We start from the raw sequence: 22,820 nt of genomic DNA on the forward strand, positions 1-22,820 counted from the left end.
AAGGAGGGTAAAAGGGCCACCGGGAAACCGGTGGCTCTCTAAACATTACAGCGTCACGTTGATGTTGAAGCCGAGGCTACGAACCGAAGGAATCTGAGTCGATTCCAGACCCTGAGCGTTACCATTGTTGAACGAAGTCTCGGGGTCGAGACCCATAGCGTTCGACTTGATCAGCCACAGGTTACGACCTACGAAAGAAACGCCAACACCTTTTACGAAGGTTCCTTCAATGAGAGATTTTGGGAGCTGGTAGCCGAAGCGTACTTCACGCAGTTTTACGAAAGAAGCGTCGAGTACCGAGCCTTCACGACCAGCGATGTAGCCGTAAGCTTTATAGTAGTCTTCAGCCGTGGCACGCACGTCATTCGGACGGAAGCTGCCGTCAGCGTTACGCAGTACGCCAGCAGCTACCAGGCCGCCTTCGCGACCTTCGAGCGTGTTAGCCAGCGAGCCAGCGTAAGTACCCCACATCACAGTTTCGCTCTGGAACTCGCCGCCCTGACGGGTGTCAATAGTGAAGCTCAGTTCCATGCCTTTGTAACCGAAACGGTTGGTGATACCACCGATCCAGTCGGGAGTAGCGTAGCCGAGAGTGCGACGAGTTGGATCTGCCTGGGGCAGGCCGTTAGCATCAAGGATTAGCTGACCCGCATACTGTCCATCAGGAACTTTGAGGAAGCCGGTAGCGAAGATAGCACCGTAACGCTCACCTACGCGAGCTTCAATGTTAGTATTGAAGCCAGACGAACCGATTACAAAGTTCTTGATCAGGCCTTCGTCGTCGAATTTCACTACACGGTTGCGGTTAGCGGCGAAGTTAGCAGTGATGTTCCACTGGAAGGGACTCTCAGCAGCAAAGGGTGCAACCGTCAGGATAGCTTCGATACCCTGGTTTGTAACTTCACCAGCGTTCAATACTTTGGAAGTATAGCCAGCCGAAGCAGAAGTCAGTACGGTGATGATCTGGTCAGTGGTAACGGTTTTGTAACCCGTTACATCCAAACCAATCCGGTCTTTCAGAAAACGTACTTCGACACCAGCCTCATAAGAAGCAGTGTTCTCAGGCTTCAGGTTTGGGTTGTACGAAGTGTTGAAGATCGTCTGTACGGGGTCTGTTCCGAAAGCAGTTCCACCCGTGAAGATATCCTGAGTTTGGTATGCGAAGGTGCCGTCGTTACCAGCATTAGCGATACCAGCACGAATCTTAGCAAATGACAAAGGAGAGTCTGTAATGCCGAAGGCATCCGTCAGAACCACCGAAGCGTCTACCGAGCCATAGCCGAACGAGCGGGCATTAGCGGGCAGGTTAGAAGACCAGTCATTTCGGTAGGAGCCACCTAGGAAGGCCCAGTTCTTATAGCCAATACGCCCCGAGCCGTATACGCTATTCACGCGACGGTTCTGAACGGGGTTCAGGATGCCACCGTTGTTGCTGTTGGAAGTGCCGAAGTTGTTGCCGGTTACCAGCGGAGAAGCCGAGTTGCCGAGCGTGAACAGGCCAGGGACAGCCAATTCAGGAGCAGCAATCTGGCTGCGGTCCAATTCTGCGTCACGACGGTTAGCGCCGAGCAGTACGTCCAAATTGATGTCTTCGGTCAGGTTACGGTTAGCCGTAGCTAGGAATTCCGTGTTGCGCTCCAATACGCGGATGCGCTCTTCAGTGTAGTCATCCTGGACGTCGTTGCTGATCGTTTCAATTGGCACACGACGCTGGTTGAACTGATTGTAAATGTCGTTCGTGGTACGAGCAGTCAGATTCAGCCAATCGGTCAGAGCGTAGGTTAGGGTCAGGTTACCGATGATACGGTCACGCTGGTCATCATTGGTGGCTTCGCCTAGTACGAAGTACGGGTTGTTATGGTAGTTAGAGTTCCAGTTGTAGTTGCGCTGGCCACTCTCATAGTAGTTCTTCAGGTCACGTACATCAACCTGACGGCCATACCACGTGTAGAGTTGCTGCATTACGTTCAACTCATCGTAGCCTTGGCCAGGACGACGACCACGGGTTTCCGAGTAGTTGATGTTGGTGCTAACCTTGAACTTGCTTGTGATGTCAGCACCACCGTTCACGTTTACCGTATTACGACGCAGGTAGGTGTTGTACAGGATACCTTTGCTGTCGAGGTTGGTGAACGATACACGAACACCTGCTTTCTCGTTACCACCGCTAACAGCGATGTTGTTGGTCAGCGTACGGCCGGTTTCGAAGAAGTGCTTCTTCAGGTTGTCTTTGCCGGGGCCTACCCAAGGAGTAGCCTGGCGCACACCATTTACTACGGGCGAATTGTACTGGGGAATCAACTGACCGTTAAAACGAGGACCCCAGCTTTCGTCGCTACCATCGTTTACACCCGAGCCTTGGCCATCAACATACGAGAATTCGCCGTTGTTGCCTTGGCCGTATTCGTTCTGCAGATCAGGTATAGTCAGAGCACTTTCAAATGAAGTCGTGCTGTTCAGCGAGATACCCAGGCCACGAGCTTTGCGGCCCGATTTGGTCGTAATAACTACCACACCGTTAGAGCCACGTACACCGTACAGGGCAGTAGCATTTGCGCCCTTCAGTACCGTCATCGACTCGATGTCGTCTGGGTTCAAGTCCGAAGCAGCGTTGCCGTAGTCAATGCCGCCACCTGCACCGGAGTTAGAGAAGCTAGAGTTGTCAATCGGTTGACCGTCAATCACGAACAGAGGCTGGTTGTTGCCTTGTACTGATTTAGGACCACGGATTACGATACGCGACGAGCTACCGGCAGCACCGGTGCTGTTCGAAATCTGCACACCAGCTACACGACCGGCCAACGAGTTAACTACGTTGGTTTCACGAGCTTGGGTCAGTTCAGCGCCCTGTACGTCTTGTACAGCGTAACCGAGGCTTTTCTTCTGCTCTTCGCGGCCCAGAGCTGTTACTACTACCTCGCCAAGTTGCTTGGTGTCAGCGCTCAGACCGATATCGATAGTGGAAGCGGTACCAATAGGACGGTCAACCGAAACGTAACCGATAGAGGTAAACGAAAGGGTAGTAGCAGACGCTGGTACACTCAGGGTGTACGTACCATCCGAGTTGGTCGAGGCACCAATTGTGGTACCCTTAACCAGCACGGTAACCCCGGGTAGTCCTTGCCCGTTGGCACGGTCAGTAACCCGTCCAGAAATGGCCCGGTCCTGCGCGATGGCCTGCTGCAACAGGCTAGTCATCAGCAGGATGACCATGAATAAGAGTTTTTTCATTTGACTGTTGGTTTGGTGAGTGAAAAGGTGAAGAAAATAGTTGTGAAAGTGGGCGAATAGGGCAAGTATAGCGGTAAAAACACCATTTAGCAACTTTTAGGAAACATAGGGTAGGATGCTCAACTTCCCCGCTCTTGGGTTTGTATCCAACCTCGTTAAAAGTAATGTGCTACTAACACATGCCTAATCCGCACAGATCCAATCTTAAAGATAGAGGTTTGTGCGGGAAAAAATGATTTCTATTAGCGTAAAAATGCAGATTTGCCCAAGAAATCAAATATAGTACTTTGGCTAGTTTTGCATTAAAAAGCCTTTTATGTACTCATCTAAGTCACCATCTAGCACAGCTTGGACGTCGGTGCGCTCAATGCCGGTGCGTAGGTCCTTTATAAGCTTATAGGGGTGCAGAACGTAATTACGGATCTGCGAACCAAAGTCAATTCGCTTTTTTCCAGCTTCAATCTTGTCCCGCTCCGCATTGCGCTTATCCATCTCAATCTGATAAAGACGGGATTTAAGCATCCGTAAAGCATGCTCTTTGTTCATAAGTTGGGAGCGTTCGATCTGGCATTCGATGATAATACCGGAGGGAGCATGCTTGAGCCGAACGGCAGTTTCAACTTTATTGACGTTTTGCCCGCCAGCCCCGCCGGCCCGGTATGTGTCCCAGGTGATGTCGGCCGGATTTATCTGGATGTTAATCGTTTCATCGACCACAGGATAAGCAAAAACGGAAGCAAAGGAGGTGTGACGCCGGCCACTGCTGTCGAAAGGCGATATGCGTACCAGACGATGCACCCCGATTTCACTTTTTAGGTAGCCATAGGCAAAGTCACCATTGATTTCAAGGGAAGCTGACTTAATACCCGCACCTTCTCCAGGCTGATAACTAAGCTGACGCACCGCAAAACCGTGCTTTTCGCCCCACATGATATACATGCGCATAAGCATCTCAGCCCAATCCTGACTTTCGGTACCTCCGGCACCGGGGTTGATGTCGACAATGGCCGACAGCTGGTCTTCCTCATCGGAAAGCATGCGTTTGAACTCCAGTTGCTCTACCTGCTTCTGAGCAGCCTCGAATTCCTGTTGAAGTTCCGCTTCCGTAACGTCGCCTTCCCGATAAAAATCAAAGAGAACTTCTACCTCTCCAACCGCCTTTTCTACCGTCTCGAAGTCGTCGGTCCAGACCTTTACCGTCTTTATTTCTTTGAGGAGAGCCTCCGCTTTCTTTGAATCATCCCAGAAGCCAGGGGCAGTTGTCTGCTTTTCTGACTCTAGGACCTGTGCTTTACGGTTGTCGTAGTCAAAGGTACCTCCTCAAGGCCTCAGCACGGCCTTTCAATTCCTTAACCTGATCTTGGGTCATTGGAAAAAATGAATGATGAACAATAGGGTGTTTAGCAAAGGTAGCTAATGCAAAACGCCCGCCCCCGATTATATTCAGGGACGGGCGCTTACTGGTTAGCAAGGTTTTTTAAGGGCTACACTTGCACCATCCAGTTGTGCGTATCGGGTGCTTCACCCGTCCGGATAGCACTCAGAATAGCACTAGCTTTTTGCGAGAAAGAGGTCATGCTAGGGGCTGGAAGGGTATAGTCTTGGCCTTGGAAACCAATAACGGCAATAGGGGCAATGGTAGCAGCAGTGCCCACCCCAAACGCTTCCTGCAAGGTGCCGTTGGCCTGGGCAGCCATAATCTCAGTAGCCGATACTTTACGCTCTTCTACAGGCATGCCCAGGTCATGGGCAACTTGCAGAACGCTCTTACGGGTAATACCATCCAGAATAGAAGTGCTCAGGGCGGGAGTGACAACGCGGCCGTCAATCACAAACATTACGTTCATGGTGCCTGATTCCTCAATAAACTGGTGGGCGGAAGAATCCGTCCAGAGCAACTGATGGTAGCCTTCCTGCTGGGCTAGCTTGGTGGGCCACATGGCGGCACCGTAGTTGCCGGCGGCTTTGGCGTAACCTGCGCCGCCTTCAGCAGAACGCACAAACTTTTCTTCGAAACGCACCCGCAGTGGCTTGTTGTAATACAACCCTACGGGGCAGGTGAAAATCATGAAGCGGTAGTTGTCCGAAGGCCGAACCCCAATGAATCCGTCGGTGGCAAACATGAACGGGCGAATGTAGAGGGCACTACCGGGCGAATCGGGCACCCAGTTGGCGTCCAGGCGAATCAACTGGGACAGGCCCTGCATGAATAGCTCTTCCGGAATGGCGGGCATGCACATGCGCTCCGCCGAAAGGTTAAGGCGCTGCAGGTTATCGTAGGGGCGAAACAAGGCAATATCTCCCTGGGGATTTTTATAGGCCTTCATGCCCTCAAAAATGGCTTGACCGTAGTGCAAGGCCGAATTGGCGGGACTTACGGCCATGTCGCCATAGGGCACGATTTGGGGTTCCTGCCATTCGCCATCCTGGTAGTCGACAACAAACATGTGGTCGGAGAATACCTTGCCGAATTCAAGGCGGTCAGGATCCAGCTGCTGGAGACGCGAAGCCGTGGTGCGCTGGGTCCGAATAGTGATTGTGTCGAGCATATGCAGGAGAGTGGGAGAGTGGGAAAAGTGCGGGTGGGAGAAAGCAGGAATATTCCTGAAACGGGCCTAGGAGAGGCGCGGTTTCCAGGTAACCTCTTCGGCTCCTAAATCGTGCGCCATCTGCCGGCTTAGCACGAATAGGTAGTCCGATAACCGGTTAAGATACATGGGTACTAGGTCGGCCACGAAGGAGTCTTCGCGAAGCGCAATTACCAGCCGCTCGGCCCGACGGCATACGCAGCGGGCTACGTGCGCATACGACACCGACGCGTGGCCACCTGGCAGGATAAACACTCGGAGCTCGGGGAGGTTTTCATTCATGCTGTCCATTTCACGCTCCAGCAGCAGAATATCTTCTTCGTGCAAATCCGGGATTTTCATCTTGGATTTCTCCGGATCGGAGGCCAGGGAAGCGCCCATCGTGAAGAGCCGGTCCTGAATTTCCTTGAGCAAGTCGCGTCGGGAGGCATTGACATCCTGGTCGCGCACAAGGCCGATGTAGGAGTTCAACTCATCGACTGTGCCGTAGCACTCAATACGCAGGCTGGATTTTGGAACGCGGGTGCCGCCGATAAGGGAAGTAAGCCCCTTGTCGCCGGTTTTGGTGTAGATTTTCATGCCGTGAGCGAAGGACAGATAGCAGGAGCTGAGGTTGCAGTAAAGAGGATGAACAAAAAAGTCAGCTCAATGGACGGGGCTCTGGCCTAAGAAGTCAGCTGCGAGTGGTGATTCGCAATATCGGTGTTGACAGCGTCGGACTCTACCAGGCCGTCGCGCAGGCGCACGATGCGGTGGGCGTAGCGAGCAATATCTTCTTCGTGGGTTACCATGATAATGGTATTTCCCTTCACGTAGAGGGCCTCAAACAAGTCCATGATTTCGTAGCTCGTCTTGGTATCGAGGTTACCCGTCGGTTCGTCGGCCAAGATAATGCTGGGGTCGTTGACGAGGGCGCGGGCAATAGCAACCCGCTGGCGCTGACCACCGGACAGCTCGTTGGGCTTGTGCTTGGCCCGGGTGTCGAGGCCTACGCTTTTTAGGGCCAGCATAGCTTTTTCCTCCCGCTGACTTTTACTGTAGCCCGCGTAGATCAGGGGCAGCGCGACGTTGTCGAGGGAGCTGGCGCGGGGCAGCAGGTTAAAGGTCTGAAATACGAACCCAATTTCCTTGTTGCGCACTTCGGCCAGCTGGTTGTCGGTCATGCGGCTAACGTCCTTGCCGTTGAGGATATAATTGCCCCGGGTAGGCGTATCGAGGCACCCGACAATGTTCATCAGCGTCGACTTGCCCGAGCCGGAAGGCCCCATGAAGGCGACGTACTCACCCCGCTGAATCGTGATGGTAACGGACCGTAGGGCCTGAATGAGCTCGGTGCCCATCTGGTATTCCTTCGCAATGTCGTGCGTTTCAATTACAGGAGGTAGCATAGGCCGCTAGGTTAGTTCCAAGGGGTAGCGGAAGCCGCTTGAGTGGCCCGCCGCGCGTTGTACTGCGAAAGAAAGGTACTGTATTCCGCGGGTGAAAGCAACGTGCGTAGTTTTTCCAGGGAGGCCGCCGCATATTCGCTTAAGCCGGCTGGAATGGCCGCCAGGGTGTAGGCTTTGAGCAAGGGCACTGACTCGGGGTTGTAGTCCAGGCCTTTGAGCAGGGCATTGTAGGCCGGCATGTCCTGCCCCTGGCTCAGGTAGAAATCGGCGGCGGCTACAATACCTTCTTCCAGGAAGGGGGCTTGGCGCACTACTTGCGCATACAGCTGCGTAGCGCGAGACTTATTATTTGACAAGCGGGCCACGGCAGCCTGATAGTAAAGCTGATAAGGCCGGTCTTGGCGGACGAAGTAGGCGTTTTGTAAGAGCAGGCGCAGCGGTTCCCGCTGTTGGCTTTGCAGGTAAACTTGCCCACGCACCACGTTCCAGGCCGAAGCTGCGGCAGTCTTGGTAGTAGGTTTGGGGGCAAACAGTTCCACTGCCTGTTGAGCCGCGGCCAGCTGGCCCGCCCGAACGGCCCGGGGAATCTGAGCCAGCAGAGCCGCCTCGCGCGAAGCGGCCGAGCCCAAGGCGGCGGCGCGCGGAATCAGGCTTTCCGGATGCAGCGAATAGCCCCGCAGCACTAGGTACTGGGCTTTTATTGAATCGGGCGCGGTGGGATATTGGGTGTTAAAATCCAGGTTAAGTATTTGCAGAAGCTGCTGGGCCCGGCGGCTCGTGCCAAAGGTCTGGTCTGCCAATGCCTTAGTACCTGAGGCCCGGGCGGAGTCAGTCTGGCTTAGCAAAGCCTGGGCGTAGGCCCGGAACAGGTATGCCTCCGGATACCCATTACGGCCCGCCTCAGCAAAACGAGCCGAGGCCCCTCCGTAGAGGCCCTGTTCCAATAGCCACAGGCCCCCTAGGTTCTGGTAGTAGGCACTACCCGTGGAGTTGCTGCTCATGAGTGGCAGCAGCACACTTTGAGCGGCCACGGCCTGGCCCCCATAGTGTTGAGTAAGGGCGCGCAGGAAGGTGAGCTGGTCCAGGTAAGCACTATTCTCTGGCTGCTCGGCAAGGCGGGTCAACAGCGGCAACTGACTTGTGTCGCCCAGCGCGGCGCGGCGTAGGCTGTTGTGGTACACGTGGGCAAACGCCGCCGTTGTCAGTACCGGGGAGGCGGGAGCAACGGCTTGAGCCGGTTTTTCTTCGGCCGTTAGCAAGCCGAGCAGGGAAACATTGCTAGCCCAGGCGGCGCCCGTAGCCTTCGATTCGGCTATCAGCTGGCGGGCGGCGGCGGTTTGTTGGGTTTGGAGCAGGAAAGCCAGGCGGTTGGCTTGCACCGTCTCGCTGCCAGGGGCCAGGGCCTCGGCCCGCTGCAGGTAGTGTTCAACCGAGTCGGTTAGGGCAGAGCGGGTATAGAGCTGGGCCAGGTCGTTGGCGAGCAAAAAGCTGCGGGGCGTGTTTTTCAGGCCTTGGCGCAGCACCTGTAGGCGGTCGAAAAAGTCACCGGGCTCATTGTATAAAGCAGCCAGGCGCAGGGAAATCTTCTCGGAAGGAGCCCGGCTCAGCGCCCGCCGTAGGGCATTGATTTCGTTTTGGCGCTGGGAGCGGAAATGATACAGCGCTGCCCGGCCCATAGTGGCGCGGTGGTTGTGCTGGTCGAGCACGTCACTTTCGGCATAATAGCGCTCGGCCAGCAAGGCCAGGCCCTCACCGTTGGGCTGCTCTTCGCTCTGCAGTCGGGTCAGGTCGCCTACATTGTTGAAGTAGCCGGCCTGTACTTGGTCGACTACATAAAAGTTGTTGCGCATCTCCACGGCCAGTACCGCCCCGGTACCGACTACATACACAATGTAGAAGGGCAGGCGCCGCGGCTCGTACACCACCCGAAACACGCGGAGCTTCTGCCGGATGAGCGTAACAAAGTTAAAGAGAAGGTACAGCAGAAAGGCCGCCCCCACGGCTAGCAGGGCCAGGGCGGTAAAGTCGCGGGCAGCAGCCAGCAGCGGGTCGTTGGCCGTGGCAAAGGCGAAGCCCAGAAACCCGGTGGCCACTGTAAACAAGATCAGCAGCAGCGCCTGGGCCGATTCAAAGGGCACCCAGTCGCCGTAGGTAGCGGCCCGGCGGCGCAGATTGAGCCAGCTGATAACGGCCGCGGGCAGAAGCAATACCAGCGGGTCGAGCTGGACGCCGGGCAGAATCAGCAGCTCCCCGTTGTTCCAGTAGTACATCAGCAAGGTACCCAGATACAGGCTGCTGACCAGCAGGAACGGCAGCAATCCGAAGCGGCTGCCGGGGTTTTCGGCCTGCGTATTAAACCAGAGCAGGCCGTAGATATTCTCGATGCCAAGCCATAGTACCAACAGCGCTACGGCAGCAGCTCCGCTGCTGGTTGCATAGCTGATTAGGTGCAGGGCCGTGGTATCGGTTGGATTGTCGCTGCGCTGGAACAGCAAGAAGCTCAGCCCCGCCACGAGTAGGGCAAAGGAGAGCAGGCGGCGACCAAACGATACGTCCTGCCAGAAGGCGTGAAACACGTACGCTGGCACGCCCAGTGCCAACAAAGTCAGAATCAGGAAGTATTGCTCCCGCGAGTCGAAAATGCCGAGCATGTCAGCATTGAACGACATCAGCAGAAACATCAGCAAGGCCATACCGGCCACGAAGGACAGGCGGGGCAGCGTGCTGACAACCGCCAGGTAGGACACCAGGCAGGCCGCCACCAGGCCCAGAAGAATAACGGCCGCGTCGGGCCGGACAAAGGGGCCAATAACGTCATGTGTTTCCGTGACCAGGTACCCATTGACCCGGATGGGCAACTCATCAAGCCCGATTCGCACGTGCTGTAGCACCGCCGGCACGGGTTTGAGCTGGGCTATTTGCTGCACCGGCAAAGTGAAATCGTTGCCAGTGAAGTAGTAATAAACGGCCAGGCCGAAAGAAATGCTGGCAACCAGGCCCAGAGCCCACAGGGCGCTGCGCCAGCCAGTAGAGCGGGAAGACGGCAGAAGAAGGGTCAAGGCGAGGGGTTATTCCAGTACTTTAGGTACGCGGAAGTAGTCAGAATCCTTGCGGGGAGCGTTGCGGAGGCCTTCCTGGTGGCTCACCGAGTTCCGGGCCTCGTCGGGCCGCAGCACGTTGATTTCGTGCGACAAGTGCACCAGGGGCTCTACGTTGGTCGTGTCAAGCTCACTGAGTTGGGCTACCCAGTCCAGAATCTTGTTCAGGTCGCCCAGCATTTGCTGCTCTTTGGTGGCGTCAAACTCGAGACGGGACAAGTGGGCCAGTTTGCGCAGGGTTGATAAATCGGTACTCACGGTAAGGAAAAAGTAAAATGTTCAGATTACGAGCGGGGTAGCCCTAGTTCGGTGTTGGTTTCCGCCGCAGAGGCTGTGTCCGTGGTTGAAGCCGGCCGGTGCCGACGAATACGGGAAGGCTCCGGAATACCGGCCGCTTCGGGGCGAAAGGCACTGGCAATAGTACGAAAAGCTTGGTCCCGGATACGGGGCACATCGGCAATGGTAAGTCCTTCGGTGAAGATAGGCTCGTGAATGACGACCTGCAATGGAGTGTAGCGCACCCGGATACCGCCAACATCGGGCATGAACCGGTGGTTCAATGGCATCGAAACCGGCACAATGGGTACGCCCGTGGCAATGGCCAGCTGAAATGCCCCGTCCTTGAAGGGCATCATTTCCTCGCCCGGCTTTTTGGAAATGGTGCCTTCCGGAAAAATCACAACCGAGCGGCCCGCTTCCAGACTTTGCTTGGCCTGAACCATCGCCCGGCCCCGACTCACAGCGCTGTTACGGTTCACGGTGATGTAAACGCTGCCAAAGACGGGGCCCCACAGCGGCACTTTGGCCAGGGCACTTTTGCCAATAATGTTCAAAAAGCCCGGAATGGCCTTGAACAGCACCGGAATGTCGATGTAGGAGCTGTGGTTGGAAACGTAGATGCAGGGCTGCGACCGGGGCAGCGGCTTTTTGCGCACAATGTCTACGGGCATGCCCCACATCCGGATAGCAAAAGCCGACCAGCCCCGGTTAATAGCATGCAGGTGTTTATGCAGCGAGGGGCGCCGACCCAGCAACACCTGGATAGGGTAGGTCACTACAAAGGGCAGCACAAACCAGAAGGTGCTCCAAGTAGTGTAGATGCGGTGCCAGATATAACGCAACAGTCGACGCATACGGCAAAAATACGAGCTAGAAACTTAGGAGCGGCGGTGTCCCGACGGGTTGGGCCCGCTTAGCCCCGGCGGCTGCTCAAAATACGCTCCGCCTTGAGCAGGCCCGCCACGCTGATACAATCGGTGATGCGGTTATCCATGACCATGGCTATTGCTTCGGCCAGCGGCAGTTTCCATAACCGCAAGTCCTCGGTTTCTTCGGGTTCTACCTCCCCGGCTTCCAGCTCTTCGGCCAGAAATACGAAGCCTTCTTCATCGGTTACTGAGTTGGAGGTATGCAAACGGGCAATGTTGGTCCAGCGGCGGGCCGTGAAGCCGGTTTCTTCCTTCAACTCCCGTTGGGCCGATTCGAGAATGTCCAATTCCACCGGGCCGCCACCCATTGGAATTTCCCAGGAGTACTCATTCAAGGCATAACGGTACTGGCCCACCAGCCAGGTATTGCCCTCAGCATCCACGGGAATGATACCCAAAGCTTTGTTTTTCATGGAAACCACCCCGTAAATGCCCCGGCCGCCCTTCGGATTGATTACCTGATCTTCCCGGACCCGGATCCAGGGGTTGTGGTATTTTACTTCCGAGCTGAGCGTTTGCCACGGATTATGCATTTCATCGAAGTCGGGAGCAGGGGTAGCAAGCATAGAAAAGCTGAATAATTAAGAGGCGAAACATGGCAAAGGTACAATTTCGGACGTAGCCGAGCGGGGTATTCAACGTCCGTCGGGCCACAAGCTGGGTTAGTCGGGCAAGGAGGTGCGTTTGACAAAAAACGGCGCAATAAATGTCTGAGAGCAAGTAGTTTTGTCGTAGAAAGGAACCAGCACAAATAGAGGTTGTGGAAAGGAAGTCTCTGTTTGTGTAAGCTCCGACCGGGTCAAGGAGTAGGGTGGATGAATTTCTACCGGTCGGTGCAAAATAAAGAGCCGTTGCCTAGAGCAGCGGCTTTTTTTGTGCCCATTCCGTTCGGCTGCCTAAGCCAAAATCTTGTAGGCCGATTCTGGCCGCTCCGGCTCAACCCCAACACTACGGGGCGCGTACCAGTCAGAAACCGGTTGTTTACATCCCAGCCGGCCCCGGATATTTTTATGGCAAATCAACCCAAAAATCAGTCCGCTCAGTCCCAACCCGGAGACCCATTGTTCAACCTGAAGCACGCGCAAGCCGAAGCCGAGTTGGCCCAGAATACGGGGGGCCTTGGTCCCATTACCAACGTATATATAACCACCGACGAGGACGACGCCATTGACGAAGGCCCTCGTGACAAGCAAGGTAACCGCCGTGGCGAGCCCGACGCCCCCGATGCTGGCACCACCGCTGGCCGCCATTAAGAAGTAGTAATATCTCTCCTAAAAAGGGCCTCTCCGGTTGCTACGGCTGCCGGGGAGGCCTTTTTGTTTGTCCCGGGTATTGGGTAGCGCCGGCCAGGCACAGTACCTTCGCGGCATGATGCTGCTTGCCTCCCACACCGGGCTTCCATTGGAAGCCGGACTCGACGAAGCTGGCCGGGGCTGTCTGGCCGGCCCCGTCTTTGCTGCCGCCGTTATCCTGCCCCCTGACTTTGCCCCAGCTTACCTGAACGACTCGAAGCTGATGACGGCCAAGCGCCGGGAGGTAATCCGGAAGGAAATCTGCCGGGAAGCAGTGGCTTGGGCCGTGGCAGAGGCCAATACCGACGAAATTGCCTCCATCAATATTGCCCAGGCCAGCTACTTGGCCATGCACCGGGCCGTGGACCAGCTACGCCAGCGGCCCGAGCACCTGATTGTGGATGGCAACCGTTTCCGGGCCTATCCGAGCATTGAGCATACTTGTTTTGTGAAGGGCGACGGGCGTTACCGTAGCATTGCCGCCGCCTCGGTGCTGGCCAAAACCTTCCGCGACGACCGAATGCAGGCCCTGGCCCTGGAGTACCCGATGTACGGCTGGGAGCAAAATGCCGGTTACCCCACCGAAAAGCACCGGGCAGCTATCCGGGAGTATGGGCCTTCCGAGCATCACCGGATGGGTTTTCGGCTGCTGTAGCCAACAGGGAAATGTGCCGTGCCTTCAGAACGGAAAAGCCCTGTACTCCCGCAGGAGTACAGGGCTTTGCGGTAACAGACTATAGTTGTGCCGCCGGCGACTTGCTTCACGCTGCTTGCAAGCACAGGAATGGCGTTTGGAATGCCGGGTGAAAAGGCTCAGTCTTTTAACCGGAGCAAGTCCAGGAAAAGGCTAAAGCCATCAACCGTCGAGCCACCTTCCCCGAACTTGTCAAAATTCAGCGGCTTGATGATATAGCCACTCACGGCCAGATCCCGGGCTTTGAGGCGGTCCGTTTCCAAGTCGGAGGTCGTCATTATAAAGACATTCAGGCCGACAAACTCGGGGTCGGAGCGCAGATTGTCCAGCAGCTCCAGCCCGTTCATGCGGGGCATATTGATGTCGAGCATCACCACGCTGGGCTTGCTGATCTGGGTTTGGCCACCTTCGCCGCGCAACAGGTGCAGGGCTTCCCGGCCATTTTTGGCAATGTGTAAGGGAACATTGATGTCGTGTTTGCGCAACTCGCGCTGCACGTTCATAATGTCCATTTGGTCGTCTTCAACGAGGAGAATGCTGGGGGCAAAAGCGTCGGTAGACATATGGAAGAGGAGTAGAATCAGGACTTAAACCCTCCTCTATACGGGAGTTTTAATATTCAGACGGTTTTAGAAGCCGGCGGAACACTGCTCAAACGGCGTTCTGCCTGCGGGGCCCGCTCCTTGGGCCAGGTGAAAGTAAAGGTAGCCCCCTGGCCTTCTGTCGATTCGACATGAATAGTGCCGCCCTGACGCTCCACAATTTTCTTGACAATAGCCAAGCCTACTCCCGTACTTTCCAGCGTGTCGCGCTCTACCAGGGTCTGGAAAATAATAAAGATCCGCTCGTGGTACTCCGGGTCGATGCCCGGCCCGTTGTCAGCAATTGAGAAAGTGTACTGCTGCCGGTCTTCGCGGCAGCCAATGCGCACCACTCCTTTGTTGGGCTGATCGTGGTACTTGAGGGCATTGCTGATCAGGTTGGTGAATACTTGCTCCAGCTGCACCCGATTAGAAACCATTGTGGGCAGGTAAGTGGGCAGCTCGATGCGGAAGCCGGGCGGGGGAGCAAGGGAGTCGATAATTTCGTTTAGCAGCTCGCGCACGTTGATGCGCTCATCGGCCTGCTTGGTGCGCCCAATCCGGGCCAGGTCCAGAATGCCGCTGATCAGGTTTTCCATGCGGTGCACCCGGGTCCGCATCAACAGCAGAAACTCCCGAATATGCTCGGGCACGTCCTGGCCCATGTCTTCCTCTATCCACCGGGAGGCGCTTTCGATGCCCCGCAGCGGGGCCTTCAGGTCGTGCGACACGACGTAGGCAAACTGGTCGAGTTCCTGATTGCGCCGTTCCAGCTGGGTAATGGTCGAGTCGATGGTGCGGGCCATAACGTTGAGCGAGTCGGCCAGCTCGCTGAGCTCATCCTGGGCCGTATCCTGAATGCGGGTGGTGTAGTCGCCGGTGGCAATCTGGGTGGAAAGCCCCACCATCATATCGATGCGCTGGGCAATCAGGCGGGTGATGTAGGAGGCCCACAATAGGCCAATGCCAATGGCCAGCACCGTGACAATAATGGAAATCAGGCGCGTCTGCTTGATGCTGTCTTCCAGCTTCTGGCGCACCTTGTCGCGCTCGGCCAGCTCCGTCCGCTCGAAGCCGGCAAACAGCACCCGGATCTGGTCCATGATCTGCTTGCCGGTCAGGCTCTCGGCCAGGGTCCGGTGCTCCATGCCCTCCATGCCAATCTGGTTGGGATTGCGGCGGCGGGCTTCCCGCTTTTCGCTGATCAGCAGGTGGGAATAGGCCGACCACTGCTGGTAGAGGCGCTGCGTGCGCAGAATCCGGGCGTACTGCGGGTCATCGATGTCGATTTGGTTGCGCAGGGCCGTAAAACGCTGTAGCAACTCCTGCTCCCCCTGGTAATAGGGTTGGAGCACGGCTTCGCTGCCAATCAGCATGAAGCCGCGGAAGCCCGATTCCATGTCAATGATATTGCGAAACAGGGCGGAGGCCTCGCCCGTGATAAGCTGGGAGGCCTGCACCTTCTCGGAGTTGCGCAGTACTTGACGGGAGAGTTGGTAGTTAACGAAAACTACCATGGCAAACAGGGCCGAAATGACCAGGAAGCCTGCAAATAGTTTGGTAGAAAGCTTGAGCTTCATGCAGCACAGCTACGAAAGGACGAGGTAAACTAGCCTGGGGTACGCAGCTGGTTCTGGATGGTTTGCAGCAAACGCGGGATTCGGTCGATTGTCGGCAGCAAATCGGTTAACCCCGCGCGGGCCTGCTCTTCGAAACCCTGCAGGGCCATGTCCATGAGCTGGTTGGCTTCGCGGTGCAGTAGGCGGTGCAGGCGGTCTAGTTCGGCCCACTCGGGCACGTAACCCCAAGGGCCCCGCCGCCGCTCCGCTATCCAGATGCCTAGGCTGCACAGGTCCGGGTCGCGGGTGGGGGCCGAAGCAAAAGAGCCTCCGTAGAGAAAGGAGCGAAGCTTAGATTTAAAGATGAGGTGCTGCCCCATAGCTACCCCAAAGTCTTGTCTGATATCGATATCCATACTAGTAAACAGCCGCTGGAAGCCTTATTTGCTTGAAAAAGACGACACTGCCTTCGAGTGAAGGTTCCTGCAGCAGGGGAAGTATAGTAAAGCAAAAGGCGAATGGTTGAGCTTGTACGGTGCAGCCGGGGGAAATGGCTAATTTCGCCCATACTTTCGCAAGGCATCAGCAAAAATCTCCTCACTTCCCAACCCGCCCCATGGCCGAAGACCTCAAAACCGTTGTTCTGAATGACGTTCACCAGCAGCTAGGCGCCAAAATGGTTCCTTTTGCCGGTTATAACATGCCCGTGCGCTATTCTTCCGACCTGGAAGAGCACCGTACCGTCCGCCGCGCCGTGGGTATCTTCGACGTGTCGCACATGGGCGAGTTTCGGGTGCGCGGCCCCCAGGCCCTGGACCTGATTCAGCGCGTGACCAGCAACGACGCCAGCAAGCTTACCGACGGCAAAGCCCAGTATTCCTGCCTGCCCAACGAAGACGGCGGCATCGTGGACGACCTGCTGGTATACAAGCTGGCCGACGAAGACTATATGCTGGTGGTGAATGCTTCCAACATCGACAAAGACTGGAACTGGATTAGCCGCTTCAACACGGAAGGGGCCGAAATGGAAAACATTTCCGACCAAACCAGCCTCTTTGCCGTGCAAGGCCCCAAGGCTGCCGAGGCCCTGCAGAGCCTAACCGACGCCGACCTACAAAGCATTCCGTACTACTCCTTCGTGCGGGGCACGTTTGCCGGGGCACCCAACGTCATTATCTCGGCCACGGGCTACACCGGCGCCGGCGGCTTCGAGCTCTATATTCCGAACGAACACGCCCAGCAGGTCTGGGACAAGATTATGGAAGCTGGCCAGCCGTTCGGCCTGAAGCCCATCGGCCTCGGAGCCCGCGACACGTTGCGCCTGGAAATGGGCTTCTCGCTCTACGGCAATGACATCGACGACTCGACCTCGCCCCTGGAGGCCGGGCTGGGCTGGATTACCAAGTTCACCAAAGACTTCACCAACTCGGCCCGCCTGAAAGCCCAGAAAGAGCAGGGCGTGAGCCGCAAGCTGGTAGCTTTTCTGATGGACGGGCCGGGCATTCCGCGCAGCCACTACGAGCTGGTGAATGAGGCCGGGGAGAAGATAGGAGAAGTAACCTCGGGCACCCAGTCGCCCTCCCTGAGCAAGGGTATTGGCCTGGGCTACGTGCGTACCGAGTTCAGCGCCCCCGGCAGCCAGATCTTCGTGCAGGTGCGGGGCAAAAACTTTCCGGCTACGGTCGTGAAGCTGCCTTTTGTGAAAGGCACCGAAGAAGCCTAAGCGGCTTGCCTGCTGTTGTAGCAGAACGTCATGCCGGACCCGGCATGACGTTCTTTTTTGTCTGTTTAGTCTCCAGTTACCCCGTTTTGCATGCCCTCACTCGATATTTGCTTTAGTCCGGAATTGTTGCCGTTGTATGATCTGAGGGGAAAAGTGGCGGTGGTCGTCGATATTCTGCGGGCTACCTCTTCCATCGTCACGGCCCTGGCGGCGGGCGTAACGCACATTGTGCCCTTCAGTGAGCTGGAAGCCTGTCGAGCAATGGCCGCCCAGGGCTACCTGACAGCGGCGGAGCGGGACGGGCAGCAGGCCGAGGGCTTTGACCTGGGCAATTCTCCCTTTGGCTACCTCGATGGTGTGCTGCCAGTGCGGGGCCGAGGTGTGGCCATTACCACGACCAATGGTACCCGCGCCCTGCATCTTTCTCTTGCTGCCGACGCGGTGGTGGTGGGCGCTTTTCTCAATCTGGCAGCCGTAGCGCAGTTCGTTCGGCAGCAGGGCAAAGATGCGGTGGTGGTATGTGCAGGTTGGAAAGGCATGTTCAATCTGGAAGACACCCTGTTTGGGGGCGCCCTGGCCCAGCGGCTCGAAGCGGAGTTTGACACAACCAGCAGCGACGCCACGCTGGCCGCGCGCCACCTCTGGCAGCAGGCCCAGCCCGATCTGAGCACGTATCTGCTACAATCGGCCCACGTGCGCCGCCTCAACAACCTGGAAGCCAACAAGGATTTCGAGTACTGCGTGCAGCTCGATACACACGATTTGCTTCCTATCTGGCGCGAAGGGCGGCTGATAGCAAATGCCTAACCCAACAGCGTACTTGCCAAAGCGGGGCGGCCGGAGGTATTCTCCGGCCGCCCCGCTGGCTTATCGACGGGTTTCTGCGCGAATGTCAATTCAGCGCAACTTTTCGTTCTGCTGATGACGGTCAGCATCACGCCGGGTTTTCTTTTCCAGGTTGCGTTGCAGGGCTTCGGTGAGGTTCACTCCGGTTTGGTTGGCCAGGCAGATAACGACGAAAAGCACATCGGCTAGCTCGTCGGCCAGCACTTTGTCACGGTCCGAGGCTTTAAAGGATTGTTCCCCGTACTGGCGGGCAATGATACGCGCCACCTCACCAACTTCTTCCGTGAGCATGGCCATGTTGGTCAGCTCGTTAAAATACCGGACCCCGGTAGTCTGAATCCAGGTATCAACCGTCTGTTGGGCTTCTTCAATAGTCATAGCGGTAGTGGGCTGAGGTAAAAGTAGACGAGTCCTTGCTAGTATGCAGGGCAAAGCCAGTCGTGCTTTGCGAAGGTAGTCCCGCCCTGCCCCAGTAAGTTTTCTCGTTGCACAGTGTAAAAATGCGTGTTTGCGGCTGGCCATTAGCATTGGCGCAATGAGCCCTTCACCGCTCCGGCGAATCCAGCACGATGGTAACGGGCCCGTCGTTGAGGAGCTCCACTTGCATGTCGGCCCCGAACTCGCCGGTCGGTACGGGCTGACCCAGCAACTGTTCCAGCAGCCGCACAAACTCCTCGTAGAGCGGAATGGCAATAGGGGGCGGGGCCGCCCCGATGTAGCTGGGGCGGTTGCCTTTTCGGGCGTCGGCCAGCAAGGTGAACTGGCTCACCACCAGCACCTGCCCCTGTATATCCTGCACGCTGCGGTTCATCTTGCCTTCCTCGTCGCTGAAAATCCGCAGCTGCACGAGTTTGCGGGCTATCCACTCGAGGGATTTGGTATCGTCGTCGGGGGCAAAGCCGGCCAGTACCAGCAGGCCGGGGCCAATCTGGCCGGTGATGCGGCCGTCGACCGTGACGCTGGCCTGACGGACGCGCTGAAGCACTACGCGCATAATTCGGAGGGAGAAACGGGAAAAGAATGGAGGGTCGGGCGGGTTTTTCGTACTTCGCAGCGCCAACCGGCACTTTGCGCACTGCGGCCCTGCATGACAGCCACGAAGAACGATAATCCAACAACAAAAAACGCCCTGTATGTACTGCTGGCTCTGCTGGTAGTGGCCGCAGTGCGGCTGCATGGGTTGGCGCAAGCCGCGCTGCCCGATTACGATTCGGTGCGCAACTGGCAGATTGTGCAGGAAATAGCCCGAGGCAACTTTCGCAACCTGTTTCACCACGGCAGCCCCGGCTTTTCGGTGCTCTATGTACCCGTAGCCTGGGTTACAAGCAACTTTCACGTCTTTCAATACCTGAACTCGCTATTAGGGGTGGCCGCAGTTGGGCTACTGGCGGCTTTCGTAGGCCGGGTGGTCCGCTTGCAGAGCTGGGAAATGGCCCTGCTGACGCTGCTTATCGGTACCTCCGTGTTTCTGACTTTTTCGGGCCGCGACTTTACCATGGGCTCAGCTTCGCTCCTGGTGTTTGCCGGACTGCTGGAGCAATACTACCGCCGGCTGAACACCCCCAGCTCCCGACAGCTACGGCGGGCGGCACTGTGGCTGGCCGTGGGGTTGAGCATCAACTACAAGTTCATCCTCACGCTGCCCATTCTGGCGGTCTTTGAGTTGCTACAGCGCGACGGGCTTTTGGGGCAGCGGCGCAACTGGCTGTGGGTAGCTGGCACGCTGGCAACGCCTTTTCTTCTATTTGGCGTGGTCGGCGTGTTGGCTGGGCTGCCTTGGTACCGGTGGCCGGCCGTGTATTACAATGTGCTGTTTCCGGGGGCTGCCAACGCGGCGGGCCGCCAAGGCAGCGTCCAGTTGGATTTGACCTACTACCTGCAGTTTCTCTGGGATTTTGAGTCGCCGCTGCTTCTGCTGGCGTTGGTGGCAGTGCCGGTTTTGTGGCGGCGGGAGCTGTTTACGGAGCTGCGGCAAGTCAACTTGCCGCGCTACCTGGCGGGGTGGGCCTACGCCTATTTGGCGGGCATGTCGTTGCTGCTAAAGGCTCCGCGGGGGCTGCTGTTGGCCTACGGGCTGTGCTACGCGTTAACGTTTTTGAGCATCCGCCGGGTGGTATTGGGCTGGCGCCTGGCCGTAGTCGTTCTGCTGGCTTGTGCCCTCAATCTTTACCGGATTCAGCGCGAAGTATATGCCTACACGCCCAGCCACTACCCCCAGGTGGCGCGGTGGCTGCAGCAGCGGCAGGTTGGTAAGGTGGTCAGCACGGTCGGCTTGGGCCTGGCGCCATTTGGCCTCGATACAGTAGCTGCCATTACCAGCACCAAGCAGCTGCCGGCCCTGCAAAAGCGGGGCTTCCGGTACGTACTGCTCGATGGGTACTGGCGCGTGACTAACGTAGCGCAGTTCGATTCACTGCGGCAGCAGCGGGCAGTGGCCGCCTGGCCCGAGCCCCTGCTTACCTGCCCGCTGCTGTTTCTGGAACACTCCGAATATACTGGGCTGAATTACCAGCAGACTTTGGCTCTGCACCGCTTGGCGCAACAGGATTCGGCCCAGTTGCGGCTATACCGACTGCCGTAAGGTTGAGTGGAAGTGCTGCTTTGCCTCTTAGCGCAAAATCTTCAGGCTGTCGAGGGTGTGCTGGTATTTGCGGGCGTTGCGCTTATGCTGGGCGTAGGTTTCGGCAAAGTCGGAGAAGCCGCTACGGTCAGGGCGGGCACAGAAGAAAAAGTACTTGTGCGCGGCGGGCTTGAGCACCGCATTCAGGGTTTGGCGGTTGGCCGAGGTGATGGGGCCGGGCGGCAAACCCTTGTTTTTGTAGGTATTGTAGGGCGAGTCAACCAGCTTATCCTTGTTCAGCACGCGCTTCACCCCGAAGTTACCGATGGCCCAGAGCAGGGTTGGGTCGGCTTGCAGGCGCATGCCGCTGCGGAGCCGGTTCAGATATACCCCGGCAATTATGGGCTTGTCGGTCGGCTCCGAGGTTTCGCGCTGCACAATGCTGGCCAGCACGTGCACCTGCGTCGGGGTTAGCTTCAGCGAATCGGCCCGCTGCCGGCGCTGCGGCGTCCAGAACCGGTGGTGCATGGCCGCCGCCGAATCCAGGAATTGCGTAGCCGAGGTGTTCCACAAAAACCGGTAGGGCCCGGGCAGGAACATGGTCAGAATTGTGGTCGTATCGAGCTGATAACGGCGCAGCAGCAGGCCGTTGTCGTTGAGCAACAGGCGCAGCTGGGTCGAATCGGCCTCCAGCTGCCGGGCTACCTGGCGCACAAGCTGGGGCTTGTACTTGAAAGCATCCAGAGTAAACGCTACCGTATCCTGCGGGCCCTGCAGGAGCTTGTCAACCAACGCTGAGTTGCCCAGCTCGGGCGTTAGCAGGTACCGGCCGGGCCGGACACGCGCGGGGTAGTCGCGCCAGCGGGCCACCTGCGCAAAGGTTGCCGAGTCGCGCAGGAGCTCGTGTTTCTGCAGCGAATCGAGCACTGCCCGAAACGAGGAGCCCGTCCGAATGTACAAGTAGGCGGGGCCAAAAGCCGAGGCCGTCACGTTGGGTTTCCACAGCAGCTGCCAGGCCTGGTACAAGCCGACGCTGCCGGCCAGCAGGAATACGAAAAATACTGCCCATAGCACCCGCCGCCAGAGCGAGGTGGGTTGGTAGGAAGGTGGTTGATTCAAAACGTTGAGCTACGGCTTTTTTAGGGCTTCACGGCTTTTGCCACAACCCGCCGCCAGACAAAGGTAAAGTCTCCGTCGGCAACCTCCTGAATCTGGAAAAGACGGCGGGCCATTACGGAGGTGTTGCGAAATTCGCCCCGCACGGCAATGGCGTTCTTGCCGTGGCAACCGGCCTTGTCTAGCCAGTCGTTGAGGCCCATAGGAACATCGGCCGCCGGCTCCCCGATTTCTTCTACCCGCAGGCCCGCTTCCTCCAGGCAGGCTCGCCATTCCTGAGGCGGCAAGTTGCGCACGTGCGAAGGGTCGCGCAGCTGTTCCACGTTGTTTTGCCACTCACTGATGGCGGGCTCATTATCGGGCACGCTGGTATCGGCCAGCAGGAAGCGGCCCCCGGGCCGCAGTACCCGGGCTACTTCGGCCAGGAACTGGGGCACCGAGTGGAAATGGTGGGGCGCCACCCGGCAGGTCACGACCGAGAATGAGTTATCCGGAAAGGGCAGGGCTTCAGCCGCACCGATTACCCACACTACGTTGGTCAGACCTTGTTCCTGTTGCCGTTTCTGGGCCTCGGCCAGCATGCCCGTCGACACGTCCAGCCCCACCACCGACTGCACCAGGGGGGCAAAGGCCAGGGCCGTAAAGCCCGTGCCCGTGGCTACGTCCAGCACCGTGTCGGTGGGCTGGCAATCGGCGTGTTCCAGCAACCATTGCAACAGAGCCTCACTCCACGTATTCCACTGGGTGTTGTAGTGCGTTGCCTGGCGGTCAAACTGTTCTTTGGCGGAAGAGGAAGGCATGGCTCGTTGCGTTTAGAGTGGTGGCTATGAAAGTATATGCTCAGTTCCTTGTTCCGGGCCCCGGCCGGGCGCTAGCGTAGAACGGGTACTGGCCAGTAGTTGAATCTACTGCCTGGCCCTGGCTTCGGTTACGCCC

General features: G+C 57.2%; 21 protein-coding genes. 5 read left to right on the forward strand and 16 right to left on the reverse strand.

Annotated features, from left to right (window positions below):
- Positions 1 to 45: 45 nt before the first annotated feature.
- The 9 genes from E5K02_RS21650 to E5K02_RS21690 all read right to left on the reverse strand — a co-directional run bounded on the left by E5K02_RS21650 (position 46) and on the right by E5K02_RS21690 (position 12,079).
- A complete protein-coding gene (locus tag E5K02_RS21650) occupies positions 46 to 3,231 on the reverse strand; it encodes a SusC/RagA family TonB-linked outer membrane protein (RefSeq protein WP_135397903.1) in 3,186 nt (1,061 codons plus the stop codon).
- Between the two features lie 291 nt (positions 3,232 to 3,522).
- A protein-coding gene (gene prfB / locus E5K02_RS21655; RefSeq protein WP_135397905.1) for a peptide chain release factor 2 occupies positions 3,523 to 4,600 on the reverse strand; the annotation gives its coding sequence in 2 pieces (ribosomal slippage) (positions 3,523 to 4,548 and positions 4,550 to 4,600; 1,077 coding nt in all).
- A gap of 115 nt (positions 4,601 to 4,715) precedes the next feature.
- Positions 4,716 to 5,780 (reverse strand): branched-chain amino acid aminotransferase, encoded by a 1,065-nt coding sequence (locus E5K02_RS21660; protein ID WP_135397907.1) that lies wholly within the window; start codon positions 5,778 to 5,780, stop codon positions 4,716 to 4,718.
- Positions 5,781 to 5,846: 66 nt separating this feature from the next.
- The gene (locus E5K02_RS21665) at positions 5,847 to 6,398 is read right to left on the reverse strand and encodes a cob(I)yrinic acid a,c-diamide adenosyltransferase (protein ID WP_135397909.1); all 552 of its coding nucleotides are present in this window, start codon (positions 6,396 to 6,398) and stop codon (positions 5,847 to 5,849) included.
- Positions 6,399 to 6,484: 86 nt separating this feature from the next.
- Positions 6,485 to 7,207 (reverse strand): ABC transporter ATP-binding protein, encoded by a 723-nt coding sequence (locus tag E5K02_RS21670; RefSeq protein ID WP_135397910.1) that lies wholly within the window; start codon positions 7,205 to 7,207, stop codon positions 6,485 to 6,487.
- A gap of 11 nt (positions 7,208 to 7,218) precedes the next feature.
- Positions 7,219 to 10,266 (reverse strand): tetratricopeptide repeat protein, encoded by a 3,048-nt coding sequence (locus E5K02_RS21675; RefSeq protein WP_135397912.1) that lies wholly within the window; start codon positions 10,264 to 10,266, stop codon positions 7,219 to 7,221.
- A gap of 9 nt (positions 10,267 to 10,275) precedes the next feature.
- Complete coding sequence (gatC, locus tag E5K02_RS21680; protein WP_135397914.1) at positions 10,276 to 10,563, reverse strand: Asp-tRNA(Asn)/Glu-tRNA(Gln) amidotransferase subunit GatC; 288 nt, start codon at positions 10,561 to 10,563, stop codon at positions 10,276 to 10,278.
- Positions 10,564 to 10,589: 26 nt separating this feature from the next.
- The gene (locus tag E5K02_RS21685; RefSeq protein ID WP_135397916.1) at positions 10,590 to 11,438 is read right to left on the reverse strand and encodes a lysophospholipid acyltransferase family protein; all 849 of its coding nucleotides are present in this window, start codon (positions 11,436 to 11,438) and stop codon (positions 10,590 to 10,592) included.
- 59 nt (positions 11,439 to 11,497) lie between these two features.
- Positions 11,498 to 12,079 carry an NUDIX domain-containing protein gene (locus E5K02_RS21690; protein ID WP_240737396.1) on the reverse strand — a complete coding sequence of 194 codons (582 nt, stop codon included), beginning with the start codon at positions 12,077 to 12,079 and terminating at the stop codon, positions 11,498 to 11,500.
- A gap of 444 nt (positions 12,080 to 12,523) precedes the next feature.
- Here E5K02_RS21690 and E5K02_RS21695 point away from each other — a divergent pair, with 444 nt between their 5' ends.
- Together E5K02_RS21695 and E5K02_RS21700 are read left to right on the forward strand one after the other, a co-directional pair.
- Positions 12,524 to 12,766 (forward strand): hypothetical protein, encoded by a 243-nt coding sequence (locus E5K02_RS21695; RefSeq protein WP_135397918.1) that lies wholly within the window; start codon positions 12,524 to 12,526, stop codon positions 12,764 to 12,766.
- Positions 12,767 to 12,884: 118 nt separating this feature from the next.
- On the forward strand, positions 12,885 to 13,460 hold the full coding sequence (locus tag E5K02_RS21700; protein ID WP_135398261.1) for a ribonuclease HII: 576 nt from the start codon (positions 12,885 to 12,887) through the stop codon (positions 13,458 to 13,460).
- Between the two features lie 158 nt (positions 13,461 to 13,618).
- On the opposite strand, the gene E5K02_RS21705 is transcribed toward E5K02_RS21700, so the two are convergent.
- From E5K02_RS21705 to E5K02_RS21715, 3 genes are read right to left on the reverse strand one after another with little or no spacing between them, the layout of a single operon-like run.
- Positions 13,619 to 14,062, reverse strand: coding sequence for a response regulator (locus E5K02_RS21705; RefSeq protein ID WP_135397920.1), 444 nt, complete (start codon positions 14,060 to 14,062; stop codon positions 13,619 to 13,621).
- Between the two features lie 56 nt (positions 14,063 to 14,118).
- On the reverse strand, positions 14,119 to 15,660 hold the full coding sequence (locus tag E5K02_RS21710) for a sensor histidine kinase (protein WP_167856535.1): 1,542 nt from the start codon (positions 15,658 to 15,660) through the stop codon (positions 14,119 to 14,121).
- Between the two features lie 29 nt (positions 15,661 to 15,689).
- A complete protein-coding gene (locus E5K02_RS21715; protein ID WP_135397922.1) occupies positions 15,690 to 16,055 on the reverse strand; it encodes a CZB domain-containing protein in 366 nt (121 codons plus the stop codon).
- 200 nt (positions 16,056 to 16,255) lie between these two features.
- Between E5K02_RS21715 and gcvT the strand changes: the two genes are divergently transcribed.
- Positions 16,256 to 17,362: a glycine cleavage system aminomethyltransferase GcvT gene (gcvT, locus tag E5K02_RS21720; RefSeq protein WP_135397924.1), complete on the forward strand. Its 1,107-nt coding sequence runs from the start codon at positions 16,256 to 16,258 to the stop codon at positions 17,360 to 17,362.
- 90 nt (positions 17,363 to 17,452) lie between these two features.
- Positions 17,453 to 18,169, forward strand: a complete 717-nt coding sequence (locus tag E5K02_RS21725) for a 2-phosphosulfolactate phosphatase (protein ID WP_135397926.1) — start codon at positions 17,453 to 17,455, stop codon at positions 18,167 to 18,169.
- A 90-nt stretch (positions 18,170 to 18,259) separates the two neighbouring features.
- On the opposite strand, the gene E5K02_RS21730 is transcribed toward E5K02_RS21725, so the two are convergent.
- Together E5K02_RS21730 and dtd are read right to left on the reverse strand one after the other, a co-directional pair.
- Positions 18,260 to 18,586 carry a nucleotide pyrophosphohydrolase gene (locus tag E5K02_RS21730; protein ID WP_135397928.1) on the reverse strand — a complete coding sequence of 109 codons (327 nt, stop codon included), beginning with the start codon at positions 18,584 to 18,586 and terminating at the stop codon, positions 18,260 to 18,262.
- A gap of 166 nt (positions 18,587 to 18,752) precedes the next feature.
- Complete coding sequence (gene dtd, locus E5K02_RS21735; RefSeq protein ID WP_135397930.1) at positions 18,753 to 19,202, reverse strand: D-aminoacyl-tRNA deacylase; 450 nt, start codon at positions 19,200 to 19,202, stop codon at positions 18,753 to 18,755.
- A 93-nt stretch (positions 19,203 to 19,295) separates the two neighbouring features.
- Between dtd and E5K02_RS21740 the strand changes: the two genes are divergently transcribed.
- Entirely contained in the window at positions 19,296 to 20,789 is a 1,494-nt protein-coding gene (locus E5K02_RS21740; RefSeq protein WP_135397932.1) for a hypothetical protein, read from the forward strand.
- A gap of 27 nt (positions 20,790 to 20,816) precedes the next feature.
- Here the strand turns inward: E5K02_RS21740 and mltG are convergent, their stop codons facing one another.
- Both mltG and E5K02_RS21750 read right to left on the reverse strand, forming a co-directional pair.
- Entirely contained in the window at positions 20,817 to 21,887 is a 1,071-nt protein-coding gene (mltG, locus tag E5K02_RS21745; RefSeq protein WP_135397934.1) for an endolytic transglycosylase MltG, read from the reverse strand.
- Positions 21,888 to 21,907: 20 nt separating this feature from the next.
- Positions 21,908 to 22,684 carry a class I SAM-dependent methyltransferase gene (locus E5K02_RS21750; protein ID WP_135397936.1) on the reverse strand — a complete coding sequence of 259 codons (777 nt, stop codon included), beginning with the start codon at positions 22,682 to 22,684 and terminating at the stop codon, positions 21,908 to 21,910.
- Positions 22,685 to 22,820 lie beyond the last annotated feature (136 nt).

Origin of the sequence: Hymenobacter metallicola (genome assembly GCF_004745645.1) — a bacterium.
Classification (GTDB): domain Bacteria; phylum Bacteroidota; class Bacteroidia; order Cytophagales; family Hymenobacteraceae; genus Hymenobacter; species Hymenobacter metallicola.

Bases quoted from the DNA above. Each gene is read 5' to 3' on its own strand.
- E5K02_RS21650 (WP_135397903.1), bottom strand. From the start codon at position 3,231: ATGAAAAAACTCTTATTCATGGTCATCCTGCTGATGACTAGCCTGTTG.
- E5K02_RS21660 (WP_135397907.1), bottom strand. From the start codon at position 5,780: ATGCTCGACACAATCACTATTCGGACCCAGCGCACCACGGCTTCGCGT.
- E5K02_RS21665 (WP_135397909.1), bottom strand. From the start codon at position 6,398: ATGAAAATCTACACCAAAACCGGCGACAAGGGGCTTACTTCCCTTATC.
- E5K02_RS21670 (WP_135397910.1), bottom strand. From the start codon at position 7,207: ATGCTACCTCCTGTAATTGAAACGCACGACATTGCGAAGGAATACCAG.
- E5K02_RS21685 (WP_135397916.1), bottom strand. From the start codon at position 11,438: ATGCGTCGACTGTTGCGTTATATCTGGCACCGCATCTACACTACTTGG.
- E5K02_RS21690 (WP_240737396.1), bottom strand. From the start codon at position 12,079: ATGCTTGCTACCCCTGCTCCCGACTTCGATGAAATGCATAATCCGTGG.
- E5K02_RS21695 (WP_135397918.1), top strand. From the start codon at position 12,524: ATGGCAAATCAACCCAAAAATCAGTCCGCTCAGTCCCAACCCGGAGAC.
- E5K02_RS21700 (WP_135398261.1), top strand. From the start codon at position 12,885: ATGCTGCTTGCCTCCCACACCGGGCTTCCATTGGAAGCCGGACTCGAC.
- E5K02_RS21705 (WP_135397920.1), bottom strand. From the start codon at position 14,062: ATGTCTACCGACGCTTTTGCCCCCAGCATTCTCCTCGTTGAAGACGAC.
- E5K02_RS21710 (WP_167856535.1), bottom strand. From the start codon at position 15,660: ATGAAGCTCAAGCTTTCTACCAAACTATTTGCAGGCTTCCTGGTCATT.
- E5K02_RS21715 (WP_135397922.1), bottom strand. From the start codon at position 16,055: ATGGATATCGATATCAGACAAGACTTTGGGGTAGCTATGGGGCAGCAC.
- gcvT (WP_135397924.1), top strand. From the start codon at position 16,256: ATGGCCGAAGACCTCAAAACCGTTGTTCTGAATGACGTTCACCAGCAG.
- E5K02_RS21725 (WP_135397926.1), top strand. From the start codon at position 17,453: ATGCCCTCACTCGATATTTGCTTTAGTCCGGAATTGTTGCCGTTGTAT.
- E5K02_RS21730 (WP_135397928.1), bottom strand. From the start codon at position 18,586: ATGACTATTGAAGAAGCCCAACAGACGGTTGATACCTGGATTCAGACT.
- dtd (WP_135397930.1), bottom strand. From the start codon at position 19,202: ATGCGCGTAGTGCTTCAGCGCGTCCGTCAGGCCAGCGTCACGGTCGAC.
- E5K02_RS21740 (WP_135397932.1), top strand. From the start codon at position 19,296: ATGACAGCCACGAAGAACGATAATCCAACAACAAAAAACGCCCTGTAT.
- E5K02_RS21750 (WP_135397936.1), bottom strand. From the start codon at position 22,684: ATGCCTTCCTCTTCCGCCAAAGAACAGTTTGACCGCCAGGCAACGCAC.